This window comes from Halorubrum rarum (genome assembly GCF_048380895.1).
GTDB lineage: Archaea > Halobacteriota > Halobacteria > Halobacteriales > Haloferacaceae > Halorubrum.
Genome location: NZ_JBLWMN010000002.1, coordinates 67,310 through 94,238 on the forward strand (window position 1 = coordinate 67,310; position 26,929 = coordinate 94,238).

The 26,929-nt window shown below is 65.1% G+C and carries 26 protein-coding genes; 14 read left to right on the plus strand and 12 right to left on the minus strand.

What is annotated here, in order from left to right; genetic code table 11:
• Positions 1-39: 39 nt before the first annotated feature.
• Positions 40-363: a DUF5789 family protein gene (locus ACNSN7_RS02040; protein ID WP_418280293.1), complete on the plus strand. Its 324-nt coding sequence runs from the start codon at positions 40-42 to the stop codon at positions 361-363.
• Between the two features lie 232 nt (positions 364-595).
• Here the strand turns inward: ACNSN7_RS02040 and ACNSN7_RS02045 are convergent, their stop codons facing one another.
• The 6 genes from ACNSN7_RS02045 to ACNSN7_RS02070 form a co-directional block, all read right to left on the minus strand.
• Positions 596-1,042 carry a DUF6653 family protein gene (locus ACNSN7_RS02045; RefSeq protein WP_418280295.1) on the minus strand — a complete coding sequence of 149 codons (447 nt, stop codon included), beginning with the start codon at positions 1,040-1,042 and terminating at the stop codon, positions 596-598.
• 144 nt (positions 1,043-1,186) lie between these two features.
• Complete coding sequence (locus tag ACNSN7_RS02050) at positions 1,187-3,058, minus strand: hypothetical protein (protein WP_418280297.1); 1,872 nt, start codon at positions 3,056-3,058, stop codon at positions 1,187-1,189.
• Positions 3,058-4,101, minus strand: coding sequence for a GNAT family N-acetyltransferase (locus tag ACNSN7_RS02055; protein WP_418280298.1), 1,044 nt, complete (start codon positions 4,099-4,101; stop codon positions 3,058-3,060). Before ACNSN7_RS02055 ends, ACNSN7_RS02050 begins: the two co-directional genes overlap by 1 nt.
• A 124-nt stretch (positions 4,102-4,225) precedes the next feature.
• The gene (locus ACNSN7_RS02060; RefSeq protein ID WP_418280299.1) at positions 4,226-5,221 is read right to left on the minus strand and encodes a GNAT family N-acetyltransferase; all 996 of its coding nucleotides are present in this window, start codon (positions 5,219-5,221) and stop codon (positions 4,226-4,228) included.
• On the minus strand, positions 5,218-6,861 hold the full coding sequence (locus tag ACNSN7_RS02065) for an alkaline phosphatase family protein (RefSeq protein ID WP_418280301.1): 1,644 nt from the start codon (positions 6,859-6,861) through the stop codon (positions 5,218-5,220). Before ACNSN7_RS02065 ends, ACNSN7_RS02060 begins: the two co-directional genes overlap by 4 nt.
• A gap of 57 nt (positions 6,862-6,918) precedes the next feature.
• Positions 6,919-7,848 carry a polysaccharide deacetylase family protein gene (locus ACNSN7_RS02070; RefSeq protein WP_418280303.1) on the minus strand — a complete coding sequence of 310 codons (930 nt, stop codon included), beginning with the start codon at positions 7,846-7,848 and terminating at the stop codon, positions 6,919-6,921.
• A 368-nt stretch (positions 7,849-8,216) separates the two neighbouring features.
• Between ACNSN7_RS02070 and ACNSN7_RS02075 the strand changes: the two genes are divergently transcribed.
• The 4 genes from ACNSN7_RS02075 to ACNSN7_RS02090 are packed head-to-tail and all read left to right on the plus strand — an operon-like array spanning position 8,217 to position 12,549.
• Positions 8,217-8,939 carry an acyltransferase gene (locus tag ACNSN7_RS02075; RefSeq protein WP_418280304.1) on the plus strand — a complete coding sequence of 241 codons (723 nt, stop codon included), beginning with the start codon at positions 8,217-8,219 and terminating at the stop codon, positions 8,937-8,939.
• A 25-nt stretch (positions 8,940-8,964) separates the two neighbouring features.
• On the plus strand, positions 8,965-10,527 hold the full coding sequence (locus ACNSN7_RS02080; protein ID WP_418280305.1) for a nucleotide sugar dehydrogenase: 1,563 nt from the start codon (positions 8,965-8,967) through the stop codon (positions 10,525-10,527).
• Positions 10,524-11,564, plus strand: coding sequence for a DUF354 domain-containing protein (locus ACNSN7_RS02085; RefSeq protein ID WP_418280307.1), 1,041 nt, complete (start codon positions 10,524-10,526; stop codon positions 11,562-11,564). The genes ACNSN7_RS02080 and ACNSN7_RS02085 overlap by 4 nt, the downstream gene beginning before the upstream one ends.
• Positions 11,557-12,549 carry a polysaccharide deacetylase family protein gene (locus tag ACNSN7_RS02090; protein ID WP_418280308.1) on the plus strand — a complete coding sequence of 331 codons (993 nt, stop codon included), beginning with the start codon at positions 11,557-11,559 and terminating at the stop codon, positions 12,547-12,549. The genes ACNSN7_RS02085 and ACNSN7_RS02090 overlap by 8 nt, the downstream gene beginning before the upstream one ends.
• A gap of 58 nt (positions 12,550-12,607) precedes the next feature.
• Here the strand turns inward: ACNSN7_RS02090 and ACNSN7_RS02095 are convergent, their stop codons facing one another.
• Entirely contained in the window at positions 12,608-13,378 is a 771-nt protein-coding gene (locus ACNSN7_RS02095; protein WP_418280309.1) for a hypothetical protein, read from the minus strand.
• A gap of 375 nt (positions 13,379-13,753) precedes the next feature.
• Between ACNSN7_RS02095 and ACNSN7_RS02100 the strand changes: the two genes are divergently transcribed.
• From ACNSN7_RS02100 to ACNSN7_RS02120, 5 genes are all read left to right on the plus strand, one after another.
• Positions 13,754-14,206 (plus strand): winged helix-turn-helix domain-containing protein, encoded by a 453-nt coding sequence (locus ACNSN7_RS02100; RefSeq protein WP_418280310.1) that lies wholly within the window; start codon positions 13,754-13,756, stop codon positions 14,204-14,206.
• Between the two features lie 476 nt (positions 14,207-14,682).
• Complete coding sequence (locus ACNSN7_RS02105; RefSeq protein WP_418280311.1) at positions 14,683-16,641, plus strand: right-handed parallel beta-helix repeat-containing protein; 1,959 nt, start codon at positions 14,683-14,685, stop codon at positions 16,639-16,641.
• 2 nt (positions 16,642-16,643) lie between these two features.
• On the plus strand, positions 16,644-16,862 hold the full coding sequence (locus tag ACNSN7_RS02110) for a hypothetical protein (RefSeq protein WP_418280313.1): 219 nt from the start codon (positions 16,644-16,646) through the stop codon (positions 16,860-16,862).
• Between the two features lie 594 nt (positions 16,863-17,456).
• Complete coding sequence (locus tag ACNSN7_RS02115) at positions 17,457-18,227, plus strand: MinD/ParA family ATP-binding protein (protein ID WP_418280315.1); 771 nt, start codon at positions 17,457-17,459, stop codon at positions 18,225-18,227.
• A gap of 4 nt (positions 18,228-18,231) precedes the next feature.
• The gene (locus tag ACNSN7_RS02120) at positions 18,232-18,855 is read left to right on the plus strand and encodes an RAD55 family ATPase (RefSeq protein WP_418280316.1); all 624 of its coding nucleotides are present in this window, start codon (positions 18,232-18,234) and stop codon (positions 18,853-18,855) included.
• Positions 18,856-18,984: 129 nt separating this feature from the next.
• Here ACNSN7_RS02120 and ACNSN7_RS02125 read toward each other — a convergent pair whose 3' ends face one another.
• On the minus strand, positions 18,985-19,242 hold the full coding sequence (locus ACNSN7_RS02125) for a DUF8049 family protein (protein WP_418280318.1): 258 nt from the start codon (positions 19,240-19,242) through the stop codon (positions 18,985-18,987).
• A 98-nt stretch (positions 19,243-19,340) separates the two neighbouring features.
• Positions 19,341-20,282: an FKBP-type peptidyl-prolyl cis-trans isomerase gene (locus ACNSN7_RS02130; RefSeq protein ID WP_418280319.1), complete on the minus strand. Its 942-nt coding sequence runs from the start codon at positions 20,280-20,282 to the stop codon at positions 19,341-19,343.
• A 148-nt stretch (positions 20,283-20,430) separates the two neighbouring features.
• On the opposite strand from ACNSN7_RS02130, the gene cyaB reads away from it, so the two are divergent.
• On the plus strand, positions 20,431-21,066 hold the full coding sequence (cyaB, locus tag ACNSN7_RS02135; protein ID WP_418280320.1) for a class IV adenylate cyclase: 636 nt from the start codon (positions 20,431-20,433) through the stop codon (positions 21,064-21,066).
• On the opposite strand, the gene ACNSN7_RS02140 is transcribed toward cyaB, so the two are convergent.
• Positions 21,060-21,596, minus strand: a complete 537-nt coding sequence (locus ACNSN7_RS02140; protein WP_418280321.1) for a MaoC family dehydratase — start codon at positions 21,594-21,596, stop codon at positions 21,060-21,062. The two genes, cyaB and ACNSN7_RS02140, sit on opposite strands and share 7 nt — an antisense overlap.
• 125 nt (positions 21,597-21,721) lie before the next feature.
• On the opposite strand from ACNSN7_RS02140, the gene ACNSN7_RS02145 reads away from it, so the two are divergent.
• Together ACNSN7_RS02145 and ACNSN7_RS02150 are read left to right on the plus strand one after the other, a co-directional pair.
• The gene (locus ACNSN7_RS02145) at positions 21,722-22,579 is read left to right on the plus strand and encodes an HpcH/HpaI aldolase/citrate lyase family protein (RefSeq protein WP_418280323.1); all 858 of its coding nucleotides are present in this window, start codon (positions 21,722-21,724) and stop codon (positions 22,577-22,579) included.
• A 59-nt stretch (positions 22,580-22,638) separates the two neighbouring features.
• Positions 22,639-23,892: a Glu/Leu/Phe/Val family dehydrogenase gene (locus ACNSN7_RS02150; RefSeq protein WP_418280324.1), complete on the plus strand. Its 1,254-nt coding sequence runs from the start codon at positions 22,639-22,641 to the stop codon at positions 23,890-23,892.
• A gap of 178 nt (positions 23,893-24,070) precedes the next feature.
• Here ACNSN7_RS02150 and ACNSN7_RS02155 read toward each other — a convergent pair whose 3' ends face one another.
• Positions 24,071-24,451 carry a TlpA family protein disulfide reductase gene (locus ACNSN7_RS02155; protein ID WP_418280325.1) on the minus strand — a complete coding sequence of 127 codons (381 nt, stop codon included), beginning with the start codon at positions 24,449-24,451 and terminating at the stop codon, positions 24,071-24,073.
• Between the two features lie 132 nt (positions 24,452-24,583).
• On the opposite strand from ACNSN7_RS02155, the gene ACNSN7_RS02160 reads away from it, so the two are divergent.
• Complete coding sequence (locus ACNSN7_RS02160; RefSeq protein WP_418280326.1) at positions 24,584-25,090, plus strand: PUA domain-containing protein; 507 nt, start codon at positions 24,584-24,586, stop codon at positions 25,088-25,090.
• A 38-nt stretch (positions 25,091-25,128) separates the two neighbouring features.
• Here the strand turns inward: ACNSN7_RS02160 and ACNSN7_RS02165 are convergent, their stop codons facing one another.
• Positions 25,129-26,388 (minus strand): hypothetical protein, encoded by a 1,260-nt coding sequence (locus ACNSN7_RS02165; RefSeq protein ID WP_418280328.1) that lies wholly within the window; start codon positions 26,386-26,388, stop codon positions 25,129-25,131.
• Between the last annotated feature and the right edge of the window lie 541 nt (positions 26,389-26,929).

Consider the following 26,929-nt stretch of genomic DNA (forward strand, 5'->3'; position numbering starts at 1 on the left):
GCGTGGCGGATACGAACCGTATAACAATACGGCGACGCCGTGACCGACCAGGTAGAGTCGAGCATGGAACTCAACGAACTCCCGGAGGTCGTCGAAACCGCGTTCGAGTATCCGGTCGCCACAACCACGGTGGCCGAAACCATCGGCGCTCGGACGATCAAAGCGCCGACCGTGACGAAGTCGGAGCGGCTGACGGCGGTTCTCGATCGCACCGGAGTGAAGACGTACGAGAGTCCCGAAGCGCTGATGACGGCGATCCGCGGCAACCTGAGCGACGAGTACGTCGGTCGGAAGTACTACGACGACCGCGGGACGATCCCTGCGGACCCCGACGACGACTACGGATCGTCGGACTCCTTTTAAACGGGTCGTTGGACCCCTTTTAATCGAGTCGTTGGACTCCTTGTACTCGGATCGGGATCGAACACCGGGTGAGCGCCGTCGTCCGTCGTGGCACCGGACATCGGGCTCCCGAACGTGTGGTCGGTGACCAGTGATCGACGAGGGTGCCACAGAACCCTTATCACGGTGGTTTATGTCATAATTCGACAACTGAGTCAGCTATGAGAGTCTGATTGCATATTCAGCACGACGATTATTTCCACATAACATGTCTGTCGTAAAGATCAACCAGATGTCGTAACCACCAGAAGTTCAGCACGACGGTCAGAATGGTTCCAAGAGCAGTCTTCAGCGGGTGCTGACGCCACGCAGCATGCAGCGTGTAGATGCTTGTCAGCACAGCTGCCGTGCTGAAAATGTTTGGCTTGGATACCCCGAGGATACCGTGGCCTTCTTCTCGAACCCACCACTGTTGAGCGAGAACGCCCCGCGTCATCCATGCTTCTTCATCCTTGGGAGGGGAGAATGAGATCGGGTTGACTACTCCCCACAGTATCGAGAGTAACAAGAGACGCCAAGAACGCCGGTAAATAGCATACGCAACAGCAGGAGCAATCGGAATTCGCGTCCAGACGCTTTTTGGGTTCGAATGGCGCCTCCAAAACCACTCCTCAACCCCATCAGAATCACCGGAAGCCATAGCTAACAGTACGAGTTTCTCGAGAATAAACGTTGTCGGTAGTGAACACAGATGATGACTACAGTCTCTGAACTGACTCCGGGCGATCCGCGGCCGACGTGTGGTCACGCCGACCGCTCGGCCGCCGATGTGGAGTCACACCGATCACCCGGCCGCCGGCGTGATCCGGTACAGTTCGAGCTCCCCGTTGTCCTGGATCCGGTTCGCCTCCGGAGCGGTTTCGACGATCCGGAACCCCTCTCTCGTGTAGCGGATCTCCTGATACAGTTCCACTTCTATCCGCTTGTACCCCTCCAACAACACCAGATAGCGGTCCGAATCGTAGTGTGTCGTCGGTGATTCGGAGAACACCTCGCCGGGGATCCCGTCCCGATAGCCGGGGAAGTCGAGTCCGGACCGGGCGGTGTGACTCCCGTGGTGGGCGTCGATGTACCGGCGGGAGCCCGAGCGGAACCCGAGCAGCGGCGTCTCACCGTCGTGATACGTGAGCGCGACGTCGTACCCGTCCATCTCCGCAGCCGTCACCTGCTGGCTCGATTTGTACATATACGGTGATTGGTGGATCACTATCGCTTGCGCGGAGACGAGTACGACGAGCGTGATGACGAGGGCGGCACGAACGTGTGATCGCGTCACGACGACTGAGGAGTCCTGAACCAGTTGTTTCGTTCGATCGACGACGTCGACGAGCCCGATCGTTCCGACCAGCGTCACCGTGACCATGATCGTTCCGAGGAACCGGAAGTAGTGGTCGCCCTGGTCTGCGGCGAACACGAAGAGAAACCCCACCGACGCCGGGACGAGCCCGACCGCGAGATAGCTCAGTATCGCGGTTCGCTCCCCGCCGCTCCCGTCGACCGCGCGGAGCGCGGTCGCGACGAACACGCCCCCGGCGAGCAGACAGAAGAGGAGGGAGACGGCGAACAGCTTCACGAGCAGCTCCTCGAAGCTCCCGCCGAGCGCCCCGAGCGAACTCTCGCGGGTGGCCGTCTCGCTCAACTGCTCGTGGCTCTGCAAGATGAGACTCTCGACGAGGTACGCTGCCCGGCTCCGAGCCCGTTCGTACCGGACGGTCCAGAGCGCGAACACGGCCCCGAGGAGTATCGTGTGTGCGTACAGCGAGCGCTTCGTCGCGATCGTTCCTTCGGGGCGATATCGACGTGCGAGAGACTGGAGCGCCGACATCGCCACCAGCATCGAGAGCAGCAGCATCGACTCCTGCGGGTGGAGCACGACGAGCCCGATGTAGCTCGTCGCGAACGCCGCACCGATCGGCGTCGTCAGCGGGAAGCCGACCCGATCGTCACGGAGGTGTCGGATCAGGAGGTACAACACGAACGGCAACAGGAGGATCGCCTGGCTCGACGGGTGGGCGATGATGTGAACGCTCACCTTGTTGATCGGGACGAAACACAGCGCGGAGACGACGGCAACGATCGGGGCGTTCGTCGAATCGGTGAGTGCGGTCACACAGAGTACGGACCCGAGAACGAACACGGTCGGATACACGACCATCGGGAGGAGCTGTAGCGTCTGGACGAGTTCGAGCCCGGTGAGATTCGAGAGCACGATCGAGAACGTGTGGAGCGCCGGATACAGGATCGCGTCCGGAGTGATACTCCCGACGTCCATCTCACGGGCCCAGCCCAAATGCGTCAGCGAGTCCCCGGCGCCGTAGTAGTGATACGACCGAAGCAGCGGGAGCGCAACGATCGAGAGGACGGCCACGGAGCCGAGCAGTCCCGCGGCATCGACCGCCCGCCTCGACGCCCGACCTGTGGTCCCCACGACGACGGCGATCAGTCCGCCGACGGCGATCCCGACCCAGTACCCGGCGGGCGTCGACCGATAGATATCGATCTCGTAGCCGGGCTCCGGGTGGCCGTGAGCGACCGAGATACCGACTGCGACCGCGACGAACCCAACCGTGAGCGCCGCCAACTGTCCGGTGCTCGTTGGCGCTCGACTCTCCCGACCCGCCGGATTCTCCGGATCGGTTCGGGCGTGACGACCCATTATCGACGCTCCGACCGGGCGGTTCGATCGATCCAGTTCGTGGCCGATCTCCCCCACTGGTACCCCCGTTTGAGGAGATCGGTGAGGGGCCCCGATCGTTCGAGCACGTAGTAGGTCGCGAGACGCGAGTTGTACTTGGCTTTGTACCGACAGAGCCGTGGGGCGTTCGCGCCGACGAGGTCGTATCGATCGAGGCCGCGTGAGCGAGCGTCCCGTATCGCGTGCCAGTCGAGGAGATCGTTGACCGGGAGTCCGTGGTCGTGGTCGCCGACCCCCTGCCAGGCCAACATCGCCGATTCGTTCTCGAGGATCAGTTGTCCCCCGACGAACTCGTCGTCGCTACGGCAGACGTACACGCGCATGTCACCGTCCGGAAGCGCGTCGTACAGGTCCCGAGCGAACGCTTGGGTGAGAGGAAACGCCACCCCTTGCTCGTCGTGACGGGCCTGCAGCCGGTCGATTATCCGGTCGATGTCGTTCGGGGACCCCTCGGTCACGTCGTAGGCATCGTCGTCAGCCCCGCGGACGTTCTCACGGAGGTCGCCGCTGAACGACATGAACAGGTCATCGACTGACGGCGTCAGGTCGATCACGTACGTGTACCGCGGCATCGGTCGGTAGTCGTTCCACACGAGCGGGCGTGGGTCGTCGTACTCCGGTGCCGCACGGACGTGAACGTACCGCGGATCGACGAACTCGTCGACGAACTCGGTCACCGCGTCAATGAATCCGGATCGGAGCCGTTTGTGAGTCCCGTCCGATCCGAGTCCGTCGGGGATGTACGCGGGGCCGAGATAACTCACCTTCAGAGCTGGAGGCGGCGAAAACGCGACTGTCATCGGGCCGATCGACTCGGAGAACACCGGGAACAACCCGACCGGGCCGTGTCGGGAGCGACCGACGAGCGGATACAGTTCCGCCTCGGAGTGGTCCGCCATCGTCCGAAGCGCCTCGAAGCGGTGGAACGGCGTCGCAGTCGGCGCTTTCTCGACCAACTCGTTCCATCGCGAGGCGTTATCCACTCGTTCTACGTATACGGTCACGGATCACTCCACGATCGACGGATCCAGATCGGCATCCGGGCCATGGTAGTCGAGGTCGATTCGGTATCTGAATCATGGTAGTCGAGGTCGATTCGTCGTCGATATCTCGGTTGCGTTGTCGGAATCATCGTAATCTGGCGTACAGGCTCGCGATCGTTCCCATCGTGATACCGCTCCGTTGCAGCCGGTAGTAGGGCTCCACTTCGGGTGCGAACTTTGCCTTGTACTCGCTGAGTCGTCGGTCGTTCGCCCCGACCAGATCATACGTCTCGAGCCCGTCGGCGCTCGCTTCGCTGATCACGTGCCAGTCGAGTAAGTCCTGTACCGGAACCGGTGCGTCGAACCGCGCGACGGTCTGCCACCGGTAGACGGTGTCGTCGTCGACCGCAACGATCGTTCCGCCGACGAACACGTCGTCGACGGTACAGAGGTACGAGGTGAACGCGTCGGGTACCCTCCGAGAGAGGTCCCGAATGAGTCCGGGGCTCACGTCGTACGATATCCCCTGCTCCTCGTGGCGACGACGGACGTTTTCGAGCACCTGTTCCATTCCGGCACGACCGCCGGTCGTGATCTCGAAGGCGTCGTCGTCGGTGTTGTGTACGTTCGAACGGAGATCGCTGCTCGCTCTCGAGAGCACCTCCTCGGGACCGCAGGTCAAGTCGACGTAGTACGTGTACCGGGGCGTCGACGAGAACCCGTTCCAGAGGAACGGTCGTGGATCGTCGTATCCGACGCCGGTACGAACGTTGATGAATCGGGGACCGATCTCCTCGTCGACGTACGTCAACGCGGACTCGACGAACCGGCGGTGGCGGCGCTCGCGCTTTCGACGTTTCATGTTGGGGTCGGCGAACACCGCCGGACCCAGATACGGGACCTTTTCGTCGGGCGGCGGGGAGAAGACCGCGCTCATCGGACCGAACCGCCGCTCGAAGACGGGAAACAGTCCGGCGGGCTCCTGGCCGACGTAGCCGACGAGCGGGTGGAGTTCACAATCGGTGTACTCCGCGATGACGTCGAGTGAATCGTATCGATGAAACGGCGTCGTCGTCGCTGAGCGGTCGACGAGCGCGTCCCACGCGCCCGCATCGTCGATGCGATCGACGTCGACACTCATTCCAAGTACCCCAGATTCGACAGTCGGTCCTCCATCTCATCGTCGAGCGTTCGGTCGGACACGGCGGCGTCCGCGTCCGTGTATGCCGGATACGTCGTCCGATCGCTCTCCTCGATCACCGGCAGCGCCGAGCCGTCCATACGGTCGCTGACGGGGGACCCGAGCAGCGACAACACCGACGGGGCGACGTCCAAGGTGTGTGCACCGTACAGTTCGGTCGCCGGGATCCCCGGCCCGGTAACCGCGACGATCCCGTGGAGCTTGTGGTTCCACGCCTCCCGCGGGGTGCCGAACGGTTCGTCGAGAACCGACGCCGAGAGGAACACGTCGAAGGACCTCGGGACGGTCACGATATCCGGCGCGTCGTCGACGTACGGTCCGGAGAACACGTCCTCTCGTGGCAAGACCGCATCGAAGACCGGCTCGCCGTCTGGCGATCGGAGATCGGACAGCATCGTGATCAGCTCCGATCGAACGTGCTCGTACGCTCCCGTCGAGACCGTGCCGTCCGGCTCCCGTCCCTCGAGGTTGATCCGGATCCCCAACTCGATTCGGTCGCGCATGTACGCCTGCGAGCGCGGAAAGTCGACGTGTTCGGACCCCGCCCGAACGAGCTCGGTCGGAACGATCCGCAACACCGCGTCGTCCAGTCGGAGCGTCTCGAGAACCGTTCCGATCCGCTGGCTGGTGAGGCCGACGCTCGCGGCCGCGGACAGTACGCGTTCGGCCGTGGACGGCGGGTCGTCATCGGCCGGCGTGCCGTCGCCCCCGTTTCGGAGCGTCCTCGTTGCCAACTGCGACCACGAGGGCTTCTCCGCGCCGGCCGACGTCTCGACGAGTCCGTTGTCGCGAAACATCGTGTTCGGCCGGAACTCGACGCCGTCGCAGGGTCCGATGCCGTGATCGCTCACGAGCACGACGTTCGTCGGGTCGTGTTCGGACAGGATCTGCTCGATCTCGTCATCGATCGCGGCGTACACGCGTCTCGGGGCCTGCTCGTCATCGGGGAACTCGTGTAACACGGTGTCGCTCTGCTGGAACTGGACGAACCCGAAGTCCGGGTTCTCACGGTCGAGCAGGTACCGGAACGCCGCGCCACGCATTCGCGTCAGCTCCTCGTACCCGTCTATCCGCTCCTCGCGGGTCGCCCCCTCGCTCAGCTGGGTGTTATACAGTCGATACTCGCCGATCGCGTCGCGGATCTCCGCGAGGAGCCCGTGCGGGTGGCAATCGGGGTCCTCGGGGGCGGTGTAGCCGGGAACGAGCGCCCCGTCGAACTCGGCGGGCGGGTACGTGACGGGGACGTTGACGACGACGCTCCGATACCCCGCCTCCGAGAGCAGTTCCCAGAGCGCGTGTTCGCGGACGTCGGTTCCGTCGACGATCCGCCAGTCGTACCCGTCGAACCGGAGGAACCCGTACACGCCGTGTTTCCCCGGATTAACGCCAGTGTATATCGACGGCCACGTGCTCGGGGTCCACGGCGGGAGCTGTGCCTCCAGTTTCCCGCTCGCCCCCTCGGCGATCACCGAGTCGATGGTCGGCGTCGTCCCCTCGGGGAGCCACGAGAGCACGTCGTGACTCAGCGCGTCGACTCCGATCACGAGCGTGTCGACGGTCGATTGCGTGGTGTCAGACATATATCATTCGATCGCCTGTTTCGGGCTTTGTTATGGTCGGCCTGCGACCGGTTCGTCTCACGTTCGCATGGCCGGCCGCGTCCGAGAGACGGTCCGTTGGCTCACGTCGCGCATCGTTCGGACGTCGAGCCCGCTGAGTTCGCGACGGCGGGCCACGTACGCGAGAACCGTCTGTAGACGTTCGACATCTGCATCGGTCATCAGGTCGTTGGGCCGCAACCAGACGTGGAACACGCCGTCGCCCTTGGTCGCGGCGTCGATGCCGCGACGAACGACTGCGAGGATCGGATCCTCCCAGAGCCGTTCACAGACGCGGCGAGCGGGCCCGGACAGCCCGTACAGGTGGATCGACGCCGGAACGTTCACGAGACCGAACTCGTCGACGGTCGGTTCGACGAGGGGTGGCGTCCCGACGGTGGCGTTACCGATCGTTCGGAGCGCCGACGTCGGCTCGCCGTTCGGGCCGACGCCCCGATAGCACGTGAACCCCCACTCCGCGAGGACGTCGCGGTGGCCGACGTTGTTGTGTGGAAAGACGACCGACGTCATCGCCGCTGGAACCGACGAGGACCCCGCGGCCTCCAGTGAGGCAACGAGTTCCGCACGGGCGATCTCCGGCGTCGTCGCGTCGTTGCCGAAGTCGACGTGTGAGAAGGTATGACACCCAATATCGTGGTCCACATCGGCGTCGTGGATCGCCCGGACGAGATCCGGGGCGAACCGGAGGTCTGGCCGCTCGTCCCACTCGGTACGCTCCCGTTCGAACCACTCGTCGGCGATGGGGTGGGTCGCGTGAGCGCGGTCACACTCCTCCAGGAAGAGGTGGCCGACGACGGCCCACGTCGCCGGGATCCGATACGTGTCGAGCAGTTCGAGCAGCGTCGCCCATCCGTCCCGCCCCGATTCGAGTCGAGCAGCCGGGGGGGAGGTGAGGTCGTGGTGGCCCCATCCCAGCTCCGCGTCGATCGATAAGACGACGGTTCCCACGGTCAGGGCCCTCCGGAGCGGGCTCCTGCGGATCGATCGGTCTGTGGGCGCACACACATGGTCTCCACTCTGGAGGTTTGCGGCTTTGTTATAGTTCGCCAAATACCGGGAGAACTCACGTACGGCCGGCTTAGTCGCCGATCGCAACGACGTCCGTGCTCGACTGCGACCGTCGTGTGCTCCTCGAGACTGTGCGCCCGCGGAAAGCATGGCATAACAAAGCCACCAGTACGGATGGACCTATCTACAGCTCGCCACACCGCGAGTAATAAACTCATGTCCGGAACGAACCCCGTACCGTCTCCGATCGAACCAGCGATGGCCGCACGCCATCGAGAACGTACTTCGTCGTCCTCGGGAGGTCACCCGTGAGCGAGTCATCCGACGCCGAGACGGAACGGGCGTCCGATGACCGACCGACGACCGACGAACGGTCGGCCGAGACTGGCCGAAACGAGAACGGCGACGCGAACGGTGAACACGGGTCCGCGTCCGCCGAGACGGGCGACGGGTCGCCAGCACGTCTCGGAGACGACTGCCGGCTCGACGACGGCGTCAGGCTCACACCCGCCGGGACCGGCGAGAAGCCGATTCGCATCGGCGATCGTGCCCGGATCCGGTCCGGAAGCGTCGTCTATGCGGGCGTCGAGGTCGGTGACGACTTCACGACCGGACACGACGCCGTCATCCGCGAGCGGACGGTGATCGGCGACGACGTCGTCGTCGGGACGAAGACCGTCATCGACGGCAACACGGTGATCGGCGACCGATCGAGCCTCCAGACGGGCGTGTACGTCCCCACGGGAACGACCATCGGGAGCGACGTGTTCATCGGCCCGAACACCGTGATGACGAACGATCCGTATCCGGTCCGAACCGAGACGGCGCTCGTCGGACCGACGATAGAGAAGCACGCCTCCATCGGCGCGAACGCGACGATCCTCCCCGACGTCACCGTCGGGGAGGGGGCGTTCGTCGCTGCCGGCGCGGTCGTCACCGAGGACGTCCCGCCGAGGACGCTCGCGATCGGTGCACCCGCCACCACGCGACCGCTGTCCGAGCAGCTGGCGGGTCGAAACGACCTCCCGTGACGGCCCCCGCGAGGAACTCATATATATGGAATACACTCACGACTCATCGAGCAACGAACCGACGGAATCGACGGGACCCGACACTGCGGAATCGACGGGACCCGACACTGCGGAATCGACGGGACCCGACACTGCGGAATCGACACTGACGGACCCGGACGAATCGACGACGGTCGACCGCCTGTACGGCTCCACGGCGTCCCACGACGACCAGCGACGAGCGCTCGTGACCGGCGACGTCCCGGTCGCCGTCTACGGACTCGGAAAGATGGGGCTGCCCATCGCGTCCGTGCTCGCGTCCGTCACCGGCAACGTCGTCGGCGCGGACGTGGATCCCGAGGTCGTCGAGCGCGTGAACGCCGGCGACTCGCACGTCGACGGGGAGCCCGGCCTCGACGAACTCGTCGCAGACTGCGTCGCGAGCGGCTCGCTCACCGCGGTGTCGGATCCCGACCGTGCGGCCGAGACGGCGTCGATCCACGTCGTCATCGTCCCGACGCTGCTCACCGATTCGAAGGGTGCCGATCTCGCGGTCGTCGACGCGGTCGTCGACTCCATCGCGACCGGACTCACACGGGGCGATGTCGTGTTCGTGGAGTCGACGGTCCCGCCCGGAACGTGTGCCGATCGGATCGTCCCGCGGCTCGCGGAGCGAAGCGGACTCGATCCGGAGACGTTCGGGGTCGCGTTCTGTCCGGAGCGGACCGCAAGCGGGCGGGCGCTCCGGGACATTCGCGAGGCGTACCCGAAGGTCGTCGGCGGGGTAGACGCTGAGAGCACGCGGGTCGCCGAGCTCGTGTACGACGAAGTGACCGACAACGACGTGATACCGGTCCGGGACGCGACGACCGCGGAGGCGACGAAGGTGTTCGGTGGCGTCTACCGCGACGTCAACATCGCGCTCGCCAACGAGTTCGCCCGATACGCGGCGTCGATGGGGATCGACGTCAGGGAGGCGATCGACGCCTCGAACACGCAGCCGTTCAGCCGGATCCTCTCGCCGGGTCCCGGCGTCGGCGGTCACTGTATCCCCGTCTACCCGTACTTCCTGTTGGAGGAGTTCTCGGTCGACAGCCCGCTCGTCCGGATCGCCCGGGCGGTCAACGACGAGATGCCGGCGTACACGGTCGAGACGGTCCGAGCGATGCTCGCCGCGAAAGCCGGATCCGGGGCGAACCCGGCGGGGGGAGAACTCGACGGTGCCCGCGTCCTGGTGCTCGGCGTCACGTATCGTCCCGGGGTCGACGAACTTCGAAACAGTCCGGCCCACGGCGTGATCGAGGGACTGGCCCGACGCGGTGCGACCGTCGACGCCTGTGACCCCGTGGCGGACGACGTCTCCGAGTTCGCAGCGACCCCGGTGTCGATGTCGGCGGCGGCGGACGCCACCTACGACGCCGTCGTCGTCGTAACGCCTCACGAGGCGTTCTCGACGTTCGACTGGGACCGACTGGACCCCACGGTCGTGCTCGACTGTCACGACGCGGTCGACCTCGACGATACCCCCCACAGAACGTACACCCTTGGTCGGGCGATGGCGCTTGACGGATCGGGCTCGGCCAGCGAGCGTTCGGATACGAACCGATGAGCCGAATCCACTTCGACGTGACGCATCCGGCCCACGTCCACCTGTTCAGACACGCGATCCGCGAGCTCGTCGACGACGGCCATCACGTCGCCGTCAGCTCCCGGGACAAGGAGCTGACGACGGAGCTCCTCGACGCGTTCGAGATACCGCATACGGTGTTGTCGACGATGGGGACCCACAAGGCCGAACTCGTGTCCGAGTGGGTCGGCCGGAGCGTTCGGACCCTCCAGTACGACTACCGGTTCGACCCCGACGTCGTCGTGAGCAGACTGAGTCCGTCCGCCGTCGCGGCGGCCACCGCGACGGGTGCCGCGGGCGTCGCGTTCCACGATCACGAGGGAACGAACCGGCTTGCCAGCCTGCTCGCACCGTTTCTCGACCGGATCTGTACTCCAGCGTCGTTCGAGGCGGAGTTCGGTGCGTCCCACCGACGTCACGAGGGCGTCCAGGAGCTGGCGTACCTCCATCCCGACCGGTTCACGCCGGATCGCGACCGGCTCCGCGACCACGGCGTCGAGCCGGACGAGCCCTACACGGTGTTGCGGTTCGTCTCCATGGGTGCCCACCACGACGTGGGGCTACAGGGTATCTCCGAGTCGGCACAGCGACGGCTCGTACAGGAGCTCTCGGTTCACGGGCCCGTGTACGTCTCCGCCGAGGGATCGATCCCCGAGGACCTCCCGGGCGAGCAGATGCCGGTGCCGCCGGCGCTGATGCACGACCTGCTGGGCGAGGCCTCGCTGCTCGTCACCGACTCGAACACGATGGCGACGGAGGCGGGGCTCCTCGGGACGCCGGTGGTTCGGTCGGGAGCGTACGCCGCTACCGACGAGTTCAGCAACTTCGCCGTGCTCGGCGACGCGGGACTGGTCGAGTCGATCGCTGACGAGACCGCGGCGGTCGATCGAGCGATCGAGCTCGCGACGGATCCCGACGCCGGCGACCGCTGGCAGCGTCGGCGAGAGGCGTACCTCGACGATGCGATCGACGTCACGCAGTACATCGTCGACACCGTTCTGGAGGTCGCCGATGAGTAACGTCGGTGAGGTCTCCGAGACCGTCGAACGAGACCCGGCGATCCGCCGACGGAAGGTGATCCCCGACGACCACTCGTTCGCGCTGTGTCTCACGCACGACGTCGACCGACCGTACAAGACGTATCAGTCGCCGTACTACGCGATTCGAGACCGATCGCTCTCACAGCTCCGGGACATGATCTTCGGCCGGAACCCGTACTGGTCGTTCGACCGGATCCGCTCGATCGAGGCCGAGCTCGGCGTCCGGTCGGCCTTCTACTTCCTCGACGAGGAGTCGCTGTTCACCGAGCGCCCGCGCCGTGAGCTGCTCGATCCCCAAGCCTGGTCGCTGTACACCGGCCGATACGACATCGCCGACCCGAAGATCGTCGACCTGATCCACGAACTCGACGACGGTGGGTGGGAGATCGGTCTTCACGGGTCCTACAACTCCTTTCACGACCGAGAGCGACTGCGCGAACAGAAGCGACGGCTGGAGTCGATCCTCGGTCGGGCCGTGACCGGCGGTCGTCAGCATCACCTCAACCTCTCCGTTCCGGACACGTGGGAACACCACGCCGCGATCGGGCTGCAGTACGACGCGTCTCTCGGGTCGTCGACCGAGTACGGATTCACCCACGGCTACGGCGTTCACCGCCCGTTCGACGACGAGTTCGTCGTCTTCCCGCTGACCGCGATGGAGATCGCCTTACCGATCGAGGAGGATCCCGATCGAGCGTGGGAGGCCTGCGAGGAACTCCTCGCGGACGCGTACGAGAACGCCGCCGTGATGACCGTTCTCTGGCATCCTCGCTTCTTCTGTTCGGACACCCCGAACTACGCCCCGATATACCGACGGCTGATCGAACGGGCACTCGAGCTGGGCGCGTGGGTCGGACCGCCGGGCGAACTGTACGACCGGCTCGACCATCCCGATACGTCCATAGCGACGTCCCCGCTGCAACCGGAGTTACGGACGGGACCACGCGGAACGAACCGCAACTGAGTCCCACCCGCTTCTCGCCGCCTTCGTGGTTCCGTGTCGCAGAGCGCGTCCGTTTGTGTTACTCACGGTCGGGTCCGGGACGGAGGTCGTCGAGGTCGGGATGGTTCCGCACCTGCTCCGGAAGCGCCCGCCACCGCGACGGGTCGACCGCCAGCCGGTCGCGCGTCCGTTGCCACCCCTCGTGTCGCACCATGATCCAGACCGGGATCCTGTCGATATCGAGGATCTTGGCGATCGACAGTCGGTTTCGCCCGTCCATGAACAGGAGTTCGCCGTCGCGGCCGACACACACCGTTATCTCGTCGGTGACCGTCTCGATGGCGCTCGGATCGTCCCCGAGTGCGTCGGACGACGCCGTCGCCAGCTCCGACTGTGACCGGTACCCGTCGTCAGCGATCGAGCCGTACAGCGACTCCACGAACTCGCATCGCCGCTCGAAATCGCGTTCGGACGTACACCCCCACAGCTCTATCCCGTCCTCGATGTACGCCACCGACGTCCGATAGAACTCCGTCTCGTGCCACGGGACGCCCCGCTCGAACCGCGCCTCGAACCCGCGATACACGTCCGTGGCCTCGAACCGGTGATCCGTGTCGTCCCAGTCGCCGCCGACGACGCGCCCCGCGTGTTTGAACTTCGGCGGGGAGAACACGCTCTCCCGGCGGATCTGGTTGGGATAGCCGTCGTCCTCGACGAGGTACTCGATCCGGTCCGGGTCGACGGAGACGACCGTGAACGGCTCGACCGGTGCTCGGTGACCGCCACGGAGTTCGGTCGCTCGGGCCTGGGACGCACCGTACGTCAGCATGTAGCGGCTCCAGAGCTGCATAACGGGACTCCGAAGGCCGGGATATCGAGTGATAACCCCGTTTCCGAAGCGCCTGATCGCGAGCTCGGCTCTCGAAAACCCCGATCGGATCGCTCCGAGGGGATCGAGTGAGTGGCGGTCCATGGATACGTGTTCTCCCGGCGGGAGCGGTATTTAGTACCCGCACGGATGCCATCAACGCTGTCCCCGATCACGGACGCCGAAGTGGTCGGGGCGGATCGGTCCCCCTTGAGTCCGAAAAACGGCATGTAGGGCATCGACACGGCTGTATCCGCGTTTTCACGACGAGAAAACGGTGAGACGTCCCCGGCTCGTCTGTCGGTATTCGATCAATAACAATACTCGTTCCGGCAGATCCGTCTCGGAGAACGGACCATGGGCGACAAAGAGTGGGAGCCCGCGAACGTCTTCGACGTGTTCGGCGATCCCATCGTGCGACGTATCCTCGTTTTGACCAGCGAAACACCCCGGTCGGCCGGAGCGCTCGCCGAGGCACTCGACGTGTCGCTCCCGACCGTGTATCGTCGGACCAACCGGCTCGTCGAGACCGACCTGATGACCTACCATCGCCGTGCGGACGAGCAGAAGAACCGGTACAAGGTGTTCGAGACGACGCTGAAGGAGATCTCGTACGAGATCGATGACGGCGAGTTCCGGGTCGAGACGCGGACGAGGCGACGCGTCGGCGACGACTTCGACGCGTGCTGGTCGGAACGCGATCGATCCGACACCGGATCCACTGACGACGCATCCTCGCCGTCCAGCACGGACCCGGACGTCGACGAGGAGTCGGGAGACGGATCGAGGCAACACGGCGTCTCCCTGTGAGGACACGGTCGTTGGCCGCGCGGACGACTCGGTCGGACCGGACCGTCGTCAGCTCGGCAACCCGTCCCGTCCTCCATGTGCCTCCGGCTCGATCCAGCACTCCGCGCGCGCACTCCGGGAGCGAGTTCACATGGTCGCAAGCGGTTCTCCCCGACATCACGGAAAACGGAGACCGCGTTAGAACCCCGTTACTCGTGGTAATTGCGTCCTACTCGGCCGTAAATGCGGAGTACGGGCCGACGTGTTCCGAACGGAACGCCGGGTCTCCGTTCGGATCGACCGGTTCGGTAGTACGACGATACTACCCGTAGTAGGCATATCCTTCTAAGATCCGCTTCGGGATACGTTGAACTATATGTATCCATTACCGAAACATGAGTAGAGCAAACGAGACGATCAGTATCGACGAGTAACTCGGAATCGATCCGAACGAAGCGGTCGATAGCTACACGATTATAAGGGCATCCTACTCGTGTATGGCAGACCGCCATACGAACGACGACGCGAGTAATGAGGGACAAACCAACGGCGCTGCACGGAACGGTGGCCCTACCGAGCTCGGTGACGGGCTCGGTCGGCGGTCCTTTATGAAGCTGACCGGTGCCGGAGCAGCCATCGCGGCGACGGGGGCGGTCGGCGCGGCGTCGGCACTGGACGGCGTCGACGCGGACACGGTCGTTGACCTGGGCGAGGAGGGACTCTCCGAGGGCGACCGTATCGACCCCTATCTCGACGAGTACTTCAACGACGGCGTCGAGGTACACGTTCCCGCCGGCGAGTACGACTGGGGCGGCCGCGGCTTCAACCGCGCGGCCTCGCGGAACGCCGCCGTCATCGGTCAGGGCGAGGTCATCCTGAACGCCGTTGACGGCCAGTACCGGAACACGATCGTCGCGGAGGAGGGAACCGTCGCGATCAAGAACTTCACCGTGCGCGGGATAGTCGAGTCGTCACGGAACCGGCTCGAAGCCGTGGACGGTGCTCGAGTCGTCGTCGAGAACTGGAACTTCCCGGACGGATCCGAGGCCGGATCGAGCGGTCGAGCGTTCTACTGCCCGGGCGACCACGCCGGCGAGGCCGTGATCCGCAACTGCTACATCAGGGGCTTCGACGACAACGGTATCTACGCCAGCTCGCCGGGCCGAGACGAGGGAGGCCGAGTCGTCGTCGAGAACTGTTTCACGCACAACAACAACGTCGCGGGGATCCGTATCGGCGGTCGCGAAAGCGTCGTCCGTAACTGTGTGGTCCTCAACGACGGCCCCGCCCCGGTCGCCGCGTCCGGTCACCGGAACCAGCGCGGGATCCGCATCGCGAACTACGAGCACTCCGAGGACATGGTGATCGAGGACGTCGACGTCATCCACTCCGGCGAGAACCTCGGCGGGGGCGGCCCGATCCGATGGTCGAAGGACTCGCCGCTGAGTACGGGACACATGGAGAACGTTCGCGTGTACAACACCAACTCCAACGTCGCCGCGATCGGCGACAAGCGGTACCGTGCGGAGGGATGGACCGGGAACGACATCACCGTCGCCGGCGATGGCGACCTCGACGTCCCCGACTGGTTCACGAACGTCAACGTCGGCGACGAGTTCGACGTGTCGGACCCGACGGACGATTCCACGGACGATTCCACGGGCGACTCCACGGACGATTCCACGGACGATTCCACGGACGACTCCACGGACGACTCCACGAGCGGTGAAACGGAGCTCGTACTGGTGACCACCGACTCCGGTGGTATCGAGTACACGTTCACCACGACGGGACCGATCACCCCGCTGTACGACCGTGATTCGTACCGCGCGAACCGTTCGGAGCCCACGGATTACGCCGAGGAGAACGACGACGGCACGTGGACTGCGTTCGGAGAGACGGGCGGCGGGAGCGCGGAAAGCGGCGACTCGTTCCTGTTCGAGGGCGACGTCATCGACTTCTCCGCGACGGGCGACGTCGAGTCGCTCACGATGTACGCCGACGACGACGAGATCACCGTCGACGAGCTGATGGACGAGTACGGTGGATCCGTCGACGACGAGGCGGACGAATCGGACGAGACCGACGACGGAACGGACGAATCGGACGGGACCGACGACGGAGCGGACGAATCGGACGGGACCGACGACGGAGTGGACGAATCGGACGACGAGACGGACGCCGCCGACGATCTGTCGAACCGCATCATCGTCGACGGGACGCGCGTCGACTCCATCGCGACCTACACCTTCCACGTCAGCGGTGACGTCGAGCTCGACGAAGCGATCAGCTCCGAGGGCAACACCCGATGGGACGACATGGACGATGTCGTCGAGGACGGCTCCGTCAGCGGCGTCGTCGCGAAGGGTATCGACGGGTTCCGTTACTCCGGCGAGATCACCTCGATCAGCGTCGACGGCGTCGTCGACCTGTCCATCGAAAGTACGGACCTGTAGCCATGAACAGGATGTCACTGGACGATTGGGAACGGCTCGCCCCCGATCCCGATCCGGTCCGTGACCTCGGCTACGCGGAGAGCGAATGGTCCGTCTCGGAGACGGATCAGTACGGTCACCGCCACGTGGTGTTCGTCTCGAACCGCGAGGAGGACCGCGACCGCGAGGCGTTCATCATCGCGGACGACGATGCGGTTCGCGACCTCATCGACGTCCGCTGACACGGACTCTCGTTCCGTGCGGCGGTTTCTCCGTCTTCGCTCGTTCCGCGTTCTTGCGAGGCACTACGTCCCGAGCACGAAGCGTATAATATAATTTTACAATAGTATTTTTTATACTGATATATTTGGTGTATATGCGGAATTGACACTCCTTCACAACACGATTGATACCGTCGAGCGACAGCCGGAAGGCGGTCACAGATCCAATCACGTCGCGGGGAAGGTAAGCGTACGTCAACTCGACGATCACCGATTCTGTCCGTACGTGGCGATCGATCTCGAAACGAACGTTCCGCCGTTTACGGTGTTTACCGTGTTTAAATCCCCGAGAAGACGTTTCCACGAGCCCGCCTTTCTGCCGTCTCTCCACGACGATCACGACGCTGACGATGAAACCACCCTCGTTGGAATCGGTATCGATTCGGAACGGGGAATGCGACTGCGATATCCGAGAGAAGCCGTACGGAAATCACAACGGCAGTATTTATATTTATATTTATATTTATATGGTGTGTTTAATATCTTCTAATATATCTGAATCGTCTCCCGCCGTCCACCCCACCCCTTAAACCCGATGCCGAGCCATCGACGGTCGTGATCGCTGTTGCCGGCGGCAAAGGTGGAAGCGGCAAGACGACCACGACGCTGGGGCTCGCGCGGGCACTCGCTGGGCTGGACGGCTCCGGTCCCGTCGTCGCGGCGGACGCTGACTGGGACCTGCCGAACCTCGCGTCGCTCGCAAGCGCCGTGGATCGGTGCGAGAACGCGAGACGGGGTCCGGACCGGAAACGGAGAGTGAACCCGGACCGGGAGCCGACACGCGGCGACGAGGTGCCGACCGTCGTCGAGGCGGCTCGCGGGTCACACCAGGAGTCGACAGCGCGCGTGGAGCCGTCGGCGCCGACGGTGCTGGCCGCTCCGGACGATCCGACCGCTCACGACGCCTGCGAGCTGCTCTCATCGCTCGACGACACGGTCAGCACCGATTCGACGGTCCTCGTCGACTGTCCGGCAGGTGCCGCTCCGGACGTGGCCGCTCCGCTCCGTGTCGCCGACGGCACCGTCCTCGTGACGCAGTTGCGACCGGCCGCCCTGCGTGACACCGCCAAGACCGCGGCGATGGCGCGGGCGCTCGACTGTCCGCCGGTCGGCGTCGTCGCCGTTCGAGCGGAATCACCGCCGGACGGGTTGGACGACTTGCTCGGCTGTCCGACCCTCGGCGCGGTCCCGTCCCGTCCACCGACGCCGCTTGCGGCCGACGACGTACGGTCGGCGTACGACCGGGTCGCCCGCACGCTCGTCTCGTCGAAGCGGCTCACGGACTCGCAGTATCGACAGACCCAAGCGTACACGGCCAACAGGTGAGCGTATGGACCGGCTTGCGACCGGTGTTTCGGTACTCGACCGACAGCTCGACGGCGGTCTCCCGATCGGGAGCGTCGTCGTTTTGAAAGCCGAGCCTGCGAGCCAGTCGGAGCTGTTCTTGAACACGTTTACCTCCGTCCGCGAGACGCTGTACCTCACGACGGTCCGGTCCGCGGACGCCGTCGCGGACGGCTTCGAGCGCTCGACCACCCGGGTCGGAGAGCCGACCATCCGATCGATCGCCGGCGATGTCTCCCTCGACAACGCGGCCGAGACCGTTTCCTCGCTGTCCGAACGGTCGACGCTGGTCGTCGACTCGCTGGCCCCGCTCGAGGGGTCGGACCCCGTTCGATACCGTCGGTTCCTCGAGGAGCTTCGGAGTCACGTTCGAGAGACGGAGAGCATTGCGGTGTTACACGCGCTGAAACGCGGGACTCCGTCGGGCAACCGAGTCGTCTCCCAACAAATCGCCGACGTCGTGTTCGATCTCCGAACGACGAAATCCGGCACGGAGATCGTCAACCGGCTCGGGGTCCCGAAGTTTCGCGGGGGCGCAGCGCTGGAGGAGACGATGAAACTGAAGCTTTCCGACACGGTCGCCGTGGACACGAGCCGAGACATCGCCTGACGCCTCTCCTCGGTTCCCCACCTCTCGGTTCCCCACCTCTCGGTTCCCCACCTCTCGGTTCGCCGCCTCTCAATTCTTCGTCCCTCGGTTTTCCGCCTCCACCGGGAGCCACTTCTCGTCGGTCGTGCCCTACAGCAGCGGCGAGACGAGTACCCCGACTCCGACGATGAGGGATGCGAGCATCCAGTTTCGCGGGACGTCCCACGTGCCGTACGGACCGCCCTTTCGCGTGAAGCGGTACACGAAGTAGACGAACAACGGCGCGAGCGTCGCCAGCGAACCGACGGTGGCGACGAGTCCGAACCCGGACAGCAGCGCGATCGCAACGGTCGTGCCCGCGGCGGCTCCGGCGACGAGAACGTCCTCGCGGGCCCGGTGTATCTCCATACCTGCCGGTGGGCACGCGACGGTTCAAAAGGGATCGGTTCCGTCCGGCGTGGATCCCCACGCCGCGGACGACGGTGTGGCCGGTCCGCCAGGACGGGCTACTCCTCGTCGAGCTCGTCGACGATCTCGTCGGCGTCGATGTCGACGTCCTCGAGCGCCTCCTCGATGTCTGCCGCACCCGCACCGCCCATGCCGCCCATCATACCGCCCATGCCACCCATCCCACCGCCGTCGATGACCTCCTCGACGACGACGCGATCGAGATCGAGTCGGCCCATGAGGTCCTGAGCGATCTGCTGTTTCTGGAACATCCACTGCTGGTTCATCTGCATGCCGGGCGTCGCCGTGATGTAGAGGACCTCCTTTTCGACGTCCTCGGTCTCGACGACCTCCTCGCCGTCGTCGTCCTCGGTGACGGTCTCTTCCGCTTCAGTAACCGTCTCGATACGGACGTCCGGGGCCTCCTGGAGGTACATGCCGAGCATGCCGGCCGCCTTCTCCTCACGGTCCTCGATGGCGTCGAGGATCTCGTACTCGTACTCGAGGTCCTCGCCCGCGAGCGGGTGGTTGAAGTCGACGCGTGCGCGGCCGCCGATGATCGTTTCGAGGTGACCCTGCCGGTTGTCGATCTGTATCTGTGCGCCGGGGTAGCGGCTGTCCTCGGGGATCTTGTCGGCCTTGACGGTCTCGACCTCCTCGGGGTCGTACGCGCCGAACGCGTCCTCGGCCGGGACGTCGATCGTGTCCTCGTCGCCGACCTCCGCGCCGATGAGCGCCTCGTCGACGGACGGGAACACGTGGCCGGCACCGAGCGCGATGACGCGCGGCTCGAACTCGTACTCGTCGGTGTCGATCTCGGACTCCTCGGCGGTCTCCTCGTCGGTCGTGTCGATGACTCGACCGTCGTCGGCCGTTCGGATCGTGTACGCGATGCGGACGAAATCCCCGTCCTGCAGGCCGGTCGTCTCCGATTCAGTCGCGTCTTCGGTTTCGGCCTGTTCGGCGTCGTCTGCCGCGTCGGCCTGCTCCTGGTCGCTCATGCGCAAAACATCTCCCGTTGCACCCTTAAGGAGCACGGTTCGACTCGACCCGCATGCCAGATACTGACACGTGGGAGCGGAGACACGGTCCGATACCGTCCGGGAGCGTCCCGACGGGCTTTTTCCGCCGGCACCGAGACGACGGAGCATGTACGAAGTCGAGATCAAGGTCCCGGCCGACGTCGACGCCGTCCGGCGACGGCTCCGAGCGTCGGGCGGTGAGCGGGTCGACGCGCGACGCCAGCGGGACGTGTACTACGACGCGCCGCATCGGGAGTTCGCCGAGACCGACGAGGCGCTCCGGCTCCGCAACGAGACCGCGCTTCGGTCCGGGCTCGACTCGGACGTCGTCGGCGGATCGACCACGAAGCTCACGTATAAGGGACCGCTCCTCGACGCCGCCTCGAAGACTCGGTCTGAACACGAGACGATGGTCGACGACCGCGACGCCGCCGAGGGGATCCTGTCGGGGCTCGGGTTCGATCCGGCCGCGACGGTCCGGAAGCGTCGAGAGTTCTGGGCGCTCGACGGTTATACCGTCACGCTCGACGTCGTCGACGGGGTCGGCGAGTTCGTCGAGATCGAACGGGAGGTGGCCGCCGAGGACGCGATCGATGCGACCCGCGAGGAGGCGGTCACGGTTCTCGACCGGCTCGGGCTCGACGCGGACGCACAGGTCCGAACGTCGTATCTCGGACTGCTGCTGGCGGCACGCGAAACCGAGGGTACCGAGGACGGACGAGACGACCTCACGGGCGAAACCGATGTCGACGGCGACTACTGACGGTTCGGGTGTTTGAGCGAGAGGACTGTGCGATCGAACTCGCAGACGAGGGTATCGACGTCGGCGTCCTCGTCGTCTCGGGTCGCGCCCGTAGCGTCCTCGTCGTCTCGGGTCGTGCCCGTAGCGTCCTCGTCGTCGTTCACGACGAACGCCTCGACGTGCATGGTGACGACGCCGCGGTCGCCGTCGCTGGTCTCGCGTTTATCCGTGACGGTCGAACGCGCGCGGATCGTGTCCCCGTGAACGACCGGATTCGGATGTTCGACGTCGTCGTACGAGAGGTTCGCGACGATCGTCCCGTCGGTCGTCTCCGGGATCGACACGCCGACCGCCAGAGACATCGTGTACAGTCCGTTGACGAGACGCTCGCCGAACCGCGTCCCGGCCGCGAACGACTCGTCGAGATGGAGCGGCTGCTGGTTCATCGTCAGGTCACAGAAACGCTGGTTGTCCGACTCGCTGACCGTTCGACGTCGCGCGTGTTCGATCGGCTCCCCGACCTCGAACTCCTCGTAGTACAGCCCAGTCACGTCAGGGAGTCCCGGAGCCGAAGCAAAAAGGTGTCGCCGGGGCGGACGTTCGTCGACGTCGAAGCGGTGTCGGAACTGTGTCGGGTCGAGGCGACTTTTAAGTCATGGCCACGACAGTGGTCGATATGGCGCGACGAAGTCTGCTGTTCTCGCCCGGAGACCGCCCGGAACTGATGCGGAAAGCTCCCGAATCGGGTCCCGACGTCGTCTGCTTCGATCTGGAGGACGCGGTCGCCCCATCCCGGAAGACGGAGGCCCGATCGGCGGTCGTCGGGGTTCTCACTGATCCCGAGTTCACCCCGGACGCGGAGGTGTGCGTCCGGCTCACTGTGGGCGAGACGGCCGCGGATCTCGATGCCCTCTCGGATTCGAGGGCAGTTGCGGGCGCGCTCGACGCCGTCATGCTCCCGAAAGTCGAGACCGCGAAGCGAGTCGAGACGGTCGCGGCGATGTGTGCCGAGCGTGACCTCGACGTCGACGTGTTCGCGATCGTCGAAACCGCCACGGGAGTGCTGTCCGCCGACGAAATCGCGGACGCGGACCCCACGTCCGCGGTGCTTTTCGGGGCAGAAGATCTCGCGGCCGACGTCGGTGCAGTGCGAAGCGCGGGCGGCTCCGAACTCTCCTACGCCAGACAACACGTCGTGCTCGCCGCGAGCGCCGCGGGCGTCGACGCCATTGACACGGTGTTTACGGATTTCTCCGATGAGCAAGGGCTCCGCGAGGCAACCGTGACCGCGGTTTCACTCGGCTATGACGGAAAGATGGCGATCCATCCCGCACAGGTTCCGGTTATCAACGACGCGTACACGCCCGAGGCGGAACGGATCGAGTGGGCGACCGCGGTGCTCGACGCCCGCGAGGCCGCCGACGATGACGGGCGCGGCGTGTTCGAGGTCGACGGGGAGATGATCGACGCACCGCTCATCACACAGGCCGAGCGAGTGATGGACCGGGCACGAGCCGCCGGGATCGACCCGTAGCTGAGTCGAACGTCCGTCGTTTCGACACAGTTAACCAACCGGCCGAAGCGATACAGGGTATGTCGGGCGAGACCAATCCGTTTGAAAGCCTCCAAGAACAGATCGACGACGCGTCGGCGCATCTCGACGTCGACACCGACGTGATCGAGCGTCTCAAGAACCCTGAACGGGTGTTGGAAACGAATCTCACGTTCGAGCTCGACGACGGCTCACTGGAGACCATCCGCGCGTATCGATCACAGTTCAACGGGGACCGTGGGCCGTATAAAGGCGGGATCCGGTATCATCCGGCCGTCAGCCGGGACGAGGTGAAGGCGCTGTCCGGGTGGATGGTGTACAAGTGTGCGGTCGTCGACATCCCCTACGGTGGCGGAAAGGGAGGTATCGTCGTGGATCCGACCGACTACTCCGAGGAGGAACTCGAACGACTCACCCGTGCGTTCGCGAAGGAGCTCCGACCGCTCATCGGCGAGGACAGAGACATCCCCGCACCGGACGTAAACACGGGGCAGCGGGAGATGAACTGGATCAAAGACACCTACGAGACGCTGGAGAACACGACGGCCCCCGGCGTCATCACGGGGAAGGCGCTCGACTCCGGCGGCAGCGAGGGACGCGTCGAGGCGACCGGTCGGTCGACGGCGCTCGCGGCCCGCGAGACGTTCGACTGGCTCGGCGATTCGATCGAGGGAAAAACCGTCGCGGTACAGGGATACGGCAACGCCGGCTCCGTCACCGCCTATCTGCTCGGTGACCTCGGAGCGGAGGTGGTCGCGGTGTCGGACTCCTCGGGCGGGATCCACGATCCCCACGGGCTCGACGCACGCGCCGTCAAGCGTCACAAGGCCGAAACGGGGTCGGTTTCGGGGTACGGTGACTGCGAGGCGCTCACCAACGAGGAGCTGTTGACCCTCGACGTCGACCTGCTCGTGCCCGCCGCACTCGAGAACGCGATCGACGCCGACCTCGCCACGGAGGTCAAAGCCGACGTGATCGCCGAGGCAGCGAACGGCCCGCTCACCCCCGATGCCGATGACGTACTCGCCGACCGCGACGTCTGGATCGTCCCCGACATCTTCGCGAACTCCGGCGGCGTCACCGTGTCGTACTTCGAGTGGGTCCAGAACAGACAGCGGTTCCACTGGACGGAAGAGCGGGTCAACGAGGAACTCGAACGCGTGATCACCGAGTCGTTCGACGGCATCGTCGACGCCTACGAGACCCACGACCTGCCGAACCTCCGGACGGCCGCATACGTCGTCGCCATCGAACGCGTCGCCGACGCCTACGAGCAGGCCGGTAACTGGCCCTGACTCGGCAGGGGTTCCACCCACACGAGATGGATCCGTCGGGATCGACCGGTACGACTCGTTAAGAGGCGCGGTAGTACTTAACATGGAGAGGGGTACTACTGCGGTGTAGGAGCCGTCAGTCGGTGCGGGGTGGTCCGATCACGCGGTCGCTCGTCCGATCACGCGGTCGCTCGTCCGATCACGCAGTCACTTCGACGTCGGCGAGTTGCCGCGCGAGGAACGTGGCGATCGGAACGTCCGCCTCCTCGACGAACCGGGCTACCTCTCCGCCGTCAGCGTCCTCGACGACGACCGTCGGGATCAGGTCGATTCCGTACGCCTCGACGCCGGTTCCCTCCTTGCCGTCCGGTCCTTTCGTGACGGGATAGTGTTCGATCCGGTCGTCGGGGACGTCGGCGGCCGCAAGCGCCGCACCGAACGTCGGGAGCTGCTCTTGACAGTCGATACACCAGTCGCCGCCCCACACCTTGAACACGTAGTCGCCGTCCAGCGCCGCGAGGACGTCGTCGTCGAACTCCTCGTCCGCGTTCGGGTCGGGGGACAGCGTTTCGAGCGTCATGCGCTCGGATACGTCACCGTCCCTTTTAAACGACGCGTCGGTGACAACGGATACCGGCATCGGGCGGCGCGGGCGGCGCGGGCGGGCAGGTCGTGTCGCAACCGCTTTGCACGTCCCCCCAGTAGCCGGGGTATGAGCGAGATCGAGGTCCTCGCGGACCTGCGGACCGGAGCCGACTACCAGTTCGGGGCTGGCGCGGGCGAGGCGCTGTTTCCCCCCGACGAGCCCGTCACCGTTCGCACGTCGAGCGGCGGCCGCCCTCGGCAGGTGATCGCCGGCGACGTCGACGACACGCCCGGAAGCTCGGAAGGTGACCGCATCGTCTCGTACGGTACCGACGGACGATTCACCCTCGGGGTCACCGGCGGTCACCGCCTTCGGACAACGGTTCCGGCGCTGACGCATCGGATCGTGGTCGGCGAGGAGAGCGAGCCGTTCGTCCGTGAGGGACGAAACGCGTTCGCAAAGTTCGTCACCGCAGCCGACGACGGGATCCGTCCCGGTGACGAGGTGCTGGTGGTGAACGACGAGGACGTGCTGTTCGGCGTCGGACGCGCCGAGCTCTCGGGTGCGGAGGCGCTCGCGTTCGCCTCCGGTGTCGCCGTGAAAATCAGAAGCGGCGTCGGGACGGACGAGTGAGAACGTCGGAGACGCGCCGAGCGTCACTGCTCCCGCGTCTACTCCCGACGCCGCCGTCTGTGCCACAGGTAGTGGAGGCCGGCACCGGCGGCGACGCCACCGCCGGCGGATGCGGCAGCGATCGGTAGCCGCCCGAACCGACGGTCGAACGGCTCGAACGTCCCGGTCTCGTCTGCGGTTTCCGGAACCGTCGCGATGAACGTCTTCGTTTCCGAGTTCCCGATCCGATCCGCGTGAGCCACGGACAACCGCGTCCCGTTCGGGCCGGCGATGTGAACTCGCAGTTCGTACGGCGTCGATCGGCGTCCGTGAAGGTCGATCCGGTACTCGCCGGCATCGACTCCGTACGCCGATCTGACGCGCGCAACCGGTCCCCGGGATCGGTCCATGAAGTCGCTTCTGAGCCGACCGAGTCGGCCACCGTTCGGGTCGGAGATGGTGAGCTCGACGTCGGGCGTGTCCACGGTGACGAGGGCGGTCGGGAATATCTCGTCGCGGAACCGTGCCGGGGAGATATCGACGTGGTCGAGCGGGGTCGCGGTCGCGCGCCCGGTCGCCTCCTCGATCCGGTCGTATCGATTGAACAGCAGCCACTCGTAGTTCCCGTACGGCACCATCTCGATCCCGTCGGTGGTCGCCTCGAACTCGAGGACTCGTGGCCTGTGTCCGTACGTCGATGCCGAATGGTTCGGATCGTATACGTACACCGAGATCCCGTCGCGGTGCTCCTCGTAGTCGTACGCCAGCATCTGATGTCCGCTGGTCCGGCTATCGAACACCGACACCTGCGCGCTCCCGAAGACGTCGATCACGGCGCGGACGTCATCGAGCTGTGTCTCGAGGTCGATCCGATCGGGCCACAGGATCGCCCGTCGTCCGAGCCACGTACGAAACCGGAGGAACTGCTCGGCCTGGAGCCGGGTGATCTCGTGATACACCGGCGCGTCGGGCTCCGAGAGCGGCTCCGTGGGATGACGGATCGCGGCCGCCGACTCTCGATCGAGCGGTAGCGTTTCGGGGCTCTCGAAGTACGCCTGTGCGGCTAACGCCATCCCGTAGCAGTGACCGTTCGTGCCCGCGCGCTGGAGTATCGCGCTCCGAAGCTGCGTCGTGATGACGTCGAGGAGTCCCGAACTCTCTCCACCCAGATCCACGTCTAAGAGGTCGGACGCCGGACCCCTCCACTCGGTCGCGATGCGATCCCGGATCGCCGCCGAGGACGGGTCCGTTTCGTCCTCGGACGGTTCGAACGGCCGATGTCTCGAGTTCCAGTTCCGGAACCCGAAGCCGTGCCGCATGGGTGTGAACCGTCGATCGTCCGACCGCCCCTGCGACGTCGTCACCGGAACCGCCGAGAGGGTTGCGACTCCGAGTGCTCCGCGAAGTACGTCGCGACGGAGATGTCGCCGTCTCACGGCATCACCGTCCACCCGCGAGCTAATAAATCCGGGAGACGACACCGGTGAAGACCGTCGGCGACGAGACGTTCGGACCGGGCATCCTCGGAAGCACGACCGTAGCGACGTTTCCCTGTGGGGAGTTCTCTGCGACGGAGAGCTTCCCGCCGAGGGAATCGACGCACCATTGTATCACCCACAGCCCGACCCCGGTCCCGTGGTACGTGCTGGTCTTCTCGACGTCCGCTCTCAGGATGCCGATCTCGTCGTCGATCGAGGTCCTGATCCTGTGGCGCACCCGATCGGGACGTTCGTTTTGTTGCGGAGGTTGTGTCGAACGATCCGGCTCAAAAAACGCAACCGGTGCTCTCGGATGCGATGTTCGCTACTGTCCTCGATCTGGGCCAACCCACAGTGGATGTCGTTGACCGTCTCGACGTGA

What these genes read in the sequence shown, in the direction of transcription:
- ACNSN7_RS02045 (WP_418280295.1), bottom strand. Translation starts at nt 1,042, where the DNA reads ATGGCTTCCGGTGATTCTGATGGGGTTGAGGAGTGGTTTTGGAGGCGC.
- ACNSN7_RS02050 (WP_418280297.1), bottom strand. Translation starts at nt 3,058, where the DNA reads ATGGGTCGTCACGCCCGAACCGATCCGGAGAATCCGGCGGGTCGGGAG.
- ACNSN7_RS02060 (WP_418280299.1), bottom strand. Translation starts at nt 5,221, where the DNA reads ATGAGTGTCGACGTCGATCGCATCGACGATGCGGGCGCGTGGGACGCG.
- ACNSN7_RS02065 (WP_418280301.1), bottom strand. Translation starts at nt 6,861, where the DNA reads ATGTCTGACACCACGCAATCGACCGTCGACACGCTCGTGATCGGAGTC.
- ACNSN7_RS02080 (WP_418280305.1), top strand. Translation starts at nt 8,965, where the DNA reads ATGGAATACACTCACGACTCATCGAGCAACGAACCGACGGAATCGACG.
- ACNSN7_RS02085 (WP_418280307.1), top strand. Translation starts at nt 10,524, where the DNA reads ATGAGCCGAATCCACTTCGACGTGACGCATCCGGCCCACGTCCACCTG.
- ACNSN7_RS02090 (WP_418280308.1), top strand. Translation starts at nt 11,557, where the DNA reads ATGAGTAACGTCGGTGAGGTCTCCGAGACCGTCGAACGAGACCCGGCG.
- ACNSN7_RS02095 (WP_418280309.1), bottom strand. Translation starts at nt 13,378, where the DNA reads ATGCAGCTCTGGAGCCGCTACATGCTGACGTACGGTGCGTCCCAGGCC.
- ACNSN7_RS02100 (WP_418280310.1), top strand. Translation starts at nt 13,754, where the DNA reads ATGGGCGACAAAGAGTGGGAGCCCGCGAACGTCTTCGACGTGTTCGGC.
- ACNSN7_RS02105 (WP_418280311.1), top strand. Translation starts at nt 14,683, where the DNA reads ATGGCAGACCGCCATACGAACGACGACGCGAGTAATGAGGGACAAACC.
- ACNSN7_RS02110 (WP_418280313.1), top strand. Translation starts at nt 16,644, where the DNA reads ATGAACAGGATGTCACTGGACGATTGGGAACGGCTCGCCCCCGATCCC.
- ACNSN7_RS02120 (WP_418280316.1), top strand. Translation starts at nt 18,232, where the DNA reads ATGGACCGGCTTGCGACCGGTGTTTCGGTACTCGACCGACAGCTCGAC.
- ACNSN7_RS02125 (WP_418280318.1), bottom strand. Translation starts at nt 19,242, where the DNA reads ATGGAGATACACCGGGCCCGCGAGGACGTTCTCGTCGCCGGAGCCGCC.
- ACNSN7_RS02130 (WP_418280319.1), bottom strand. Translation starts at nt 20,282, where the DNA reads ATGAGCGACCAGGAGCAGGCCGACGCGGCAGACGACGCCGAACAGGCC.
- cyaB (WP_418280320.1), top strand. Translation starts at nt 20,431, where the DNA reads ATGTACGAAGTCGAGATCAAGGTCCCGGCCGACGTCGACGCCGTCCGG.
- ACNSN7_RS02145 (WP_418280323.1), top strand. Translation starts at nt 21,722, where the DNA reads ATGGCGCGACGAAGTCTGCTGTTCTCGCCCGGAGACCGCCCGGAACTG.
- ACNSN7_RS02150 (WP_418280324.1), top strand. Translation starts at nt 22,639, where the DNA reads ATGTCGGGCGAGACCAATCCGTTTGAAAGCCTCCAAGAACAGATCGAC.
- ACNSN7_RS02155 (WP_418280325.1), bottom strand. Translation starts at nt 24,451, where the DNA reads ATGACGCTCGAAACGCTGTCCCCCGACCCGAACGCGGACGAGGAGTTC.
- ACNSN7_RS02160 (WP_418280326.1), top strand. Translation starts at nt 24,584, where the DNA reads ATGAGCGAGATCGAGGTCCTCGCGGACCTGCGGACCGGAGCCGACTAC.
- ACNSN7_RS02165 (WP_418280328.1), bottom strand. Translation starts at nt 26,388, where the DNA reads ATGCGGCACGGCTTCGGGTTCCGGAACTGGAACTCGAGACATCGGCCG.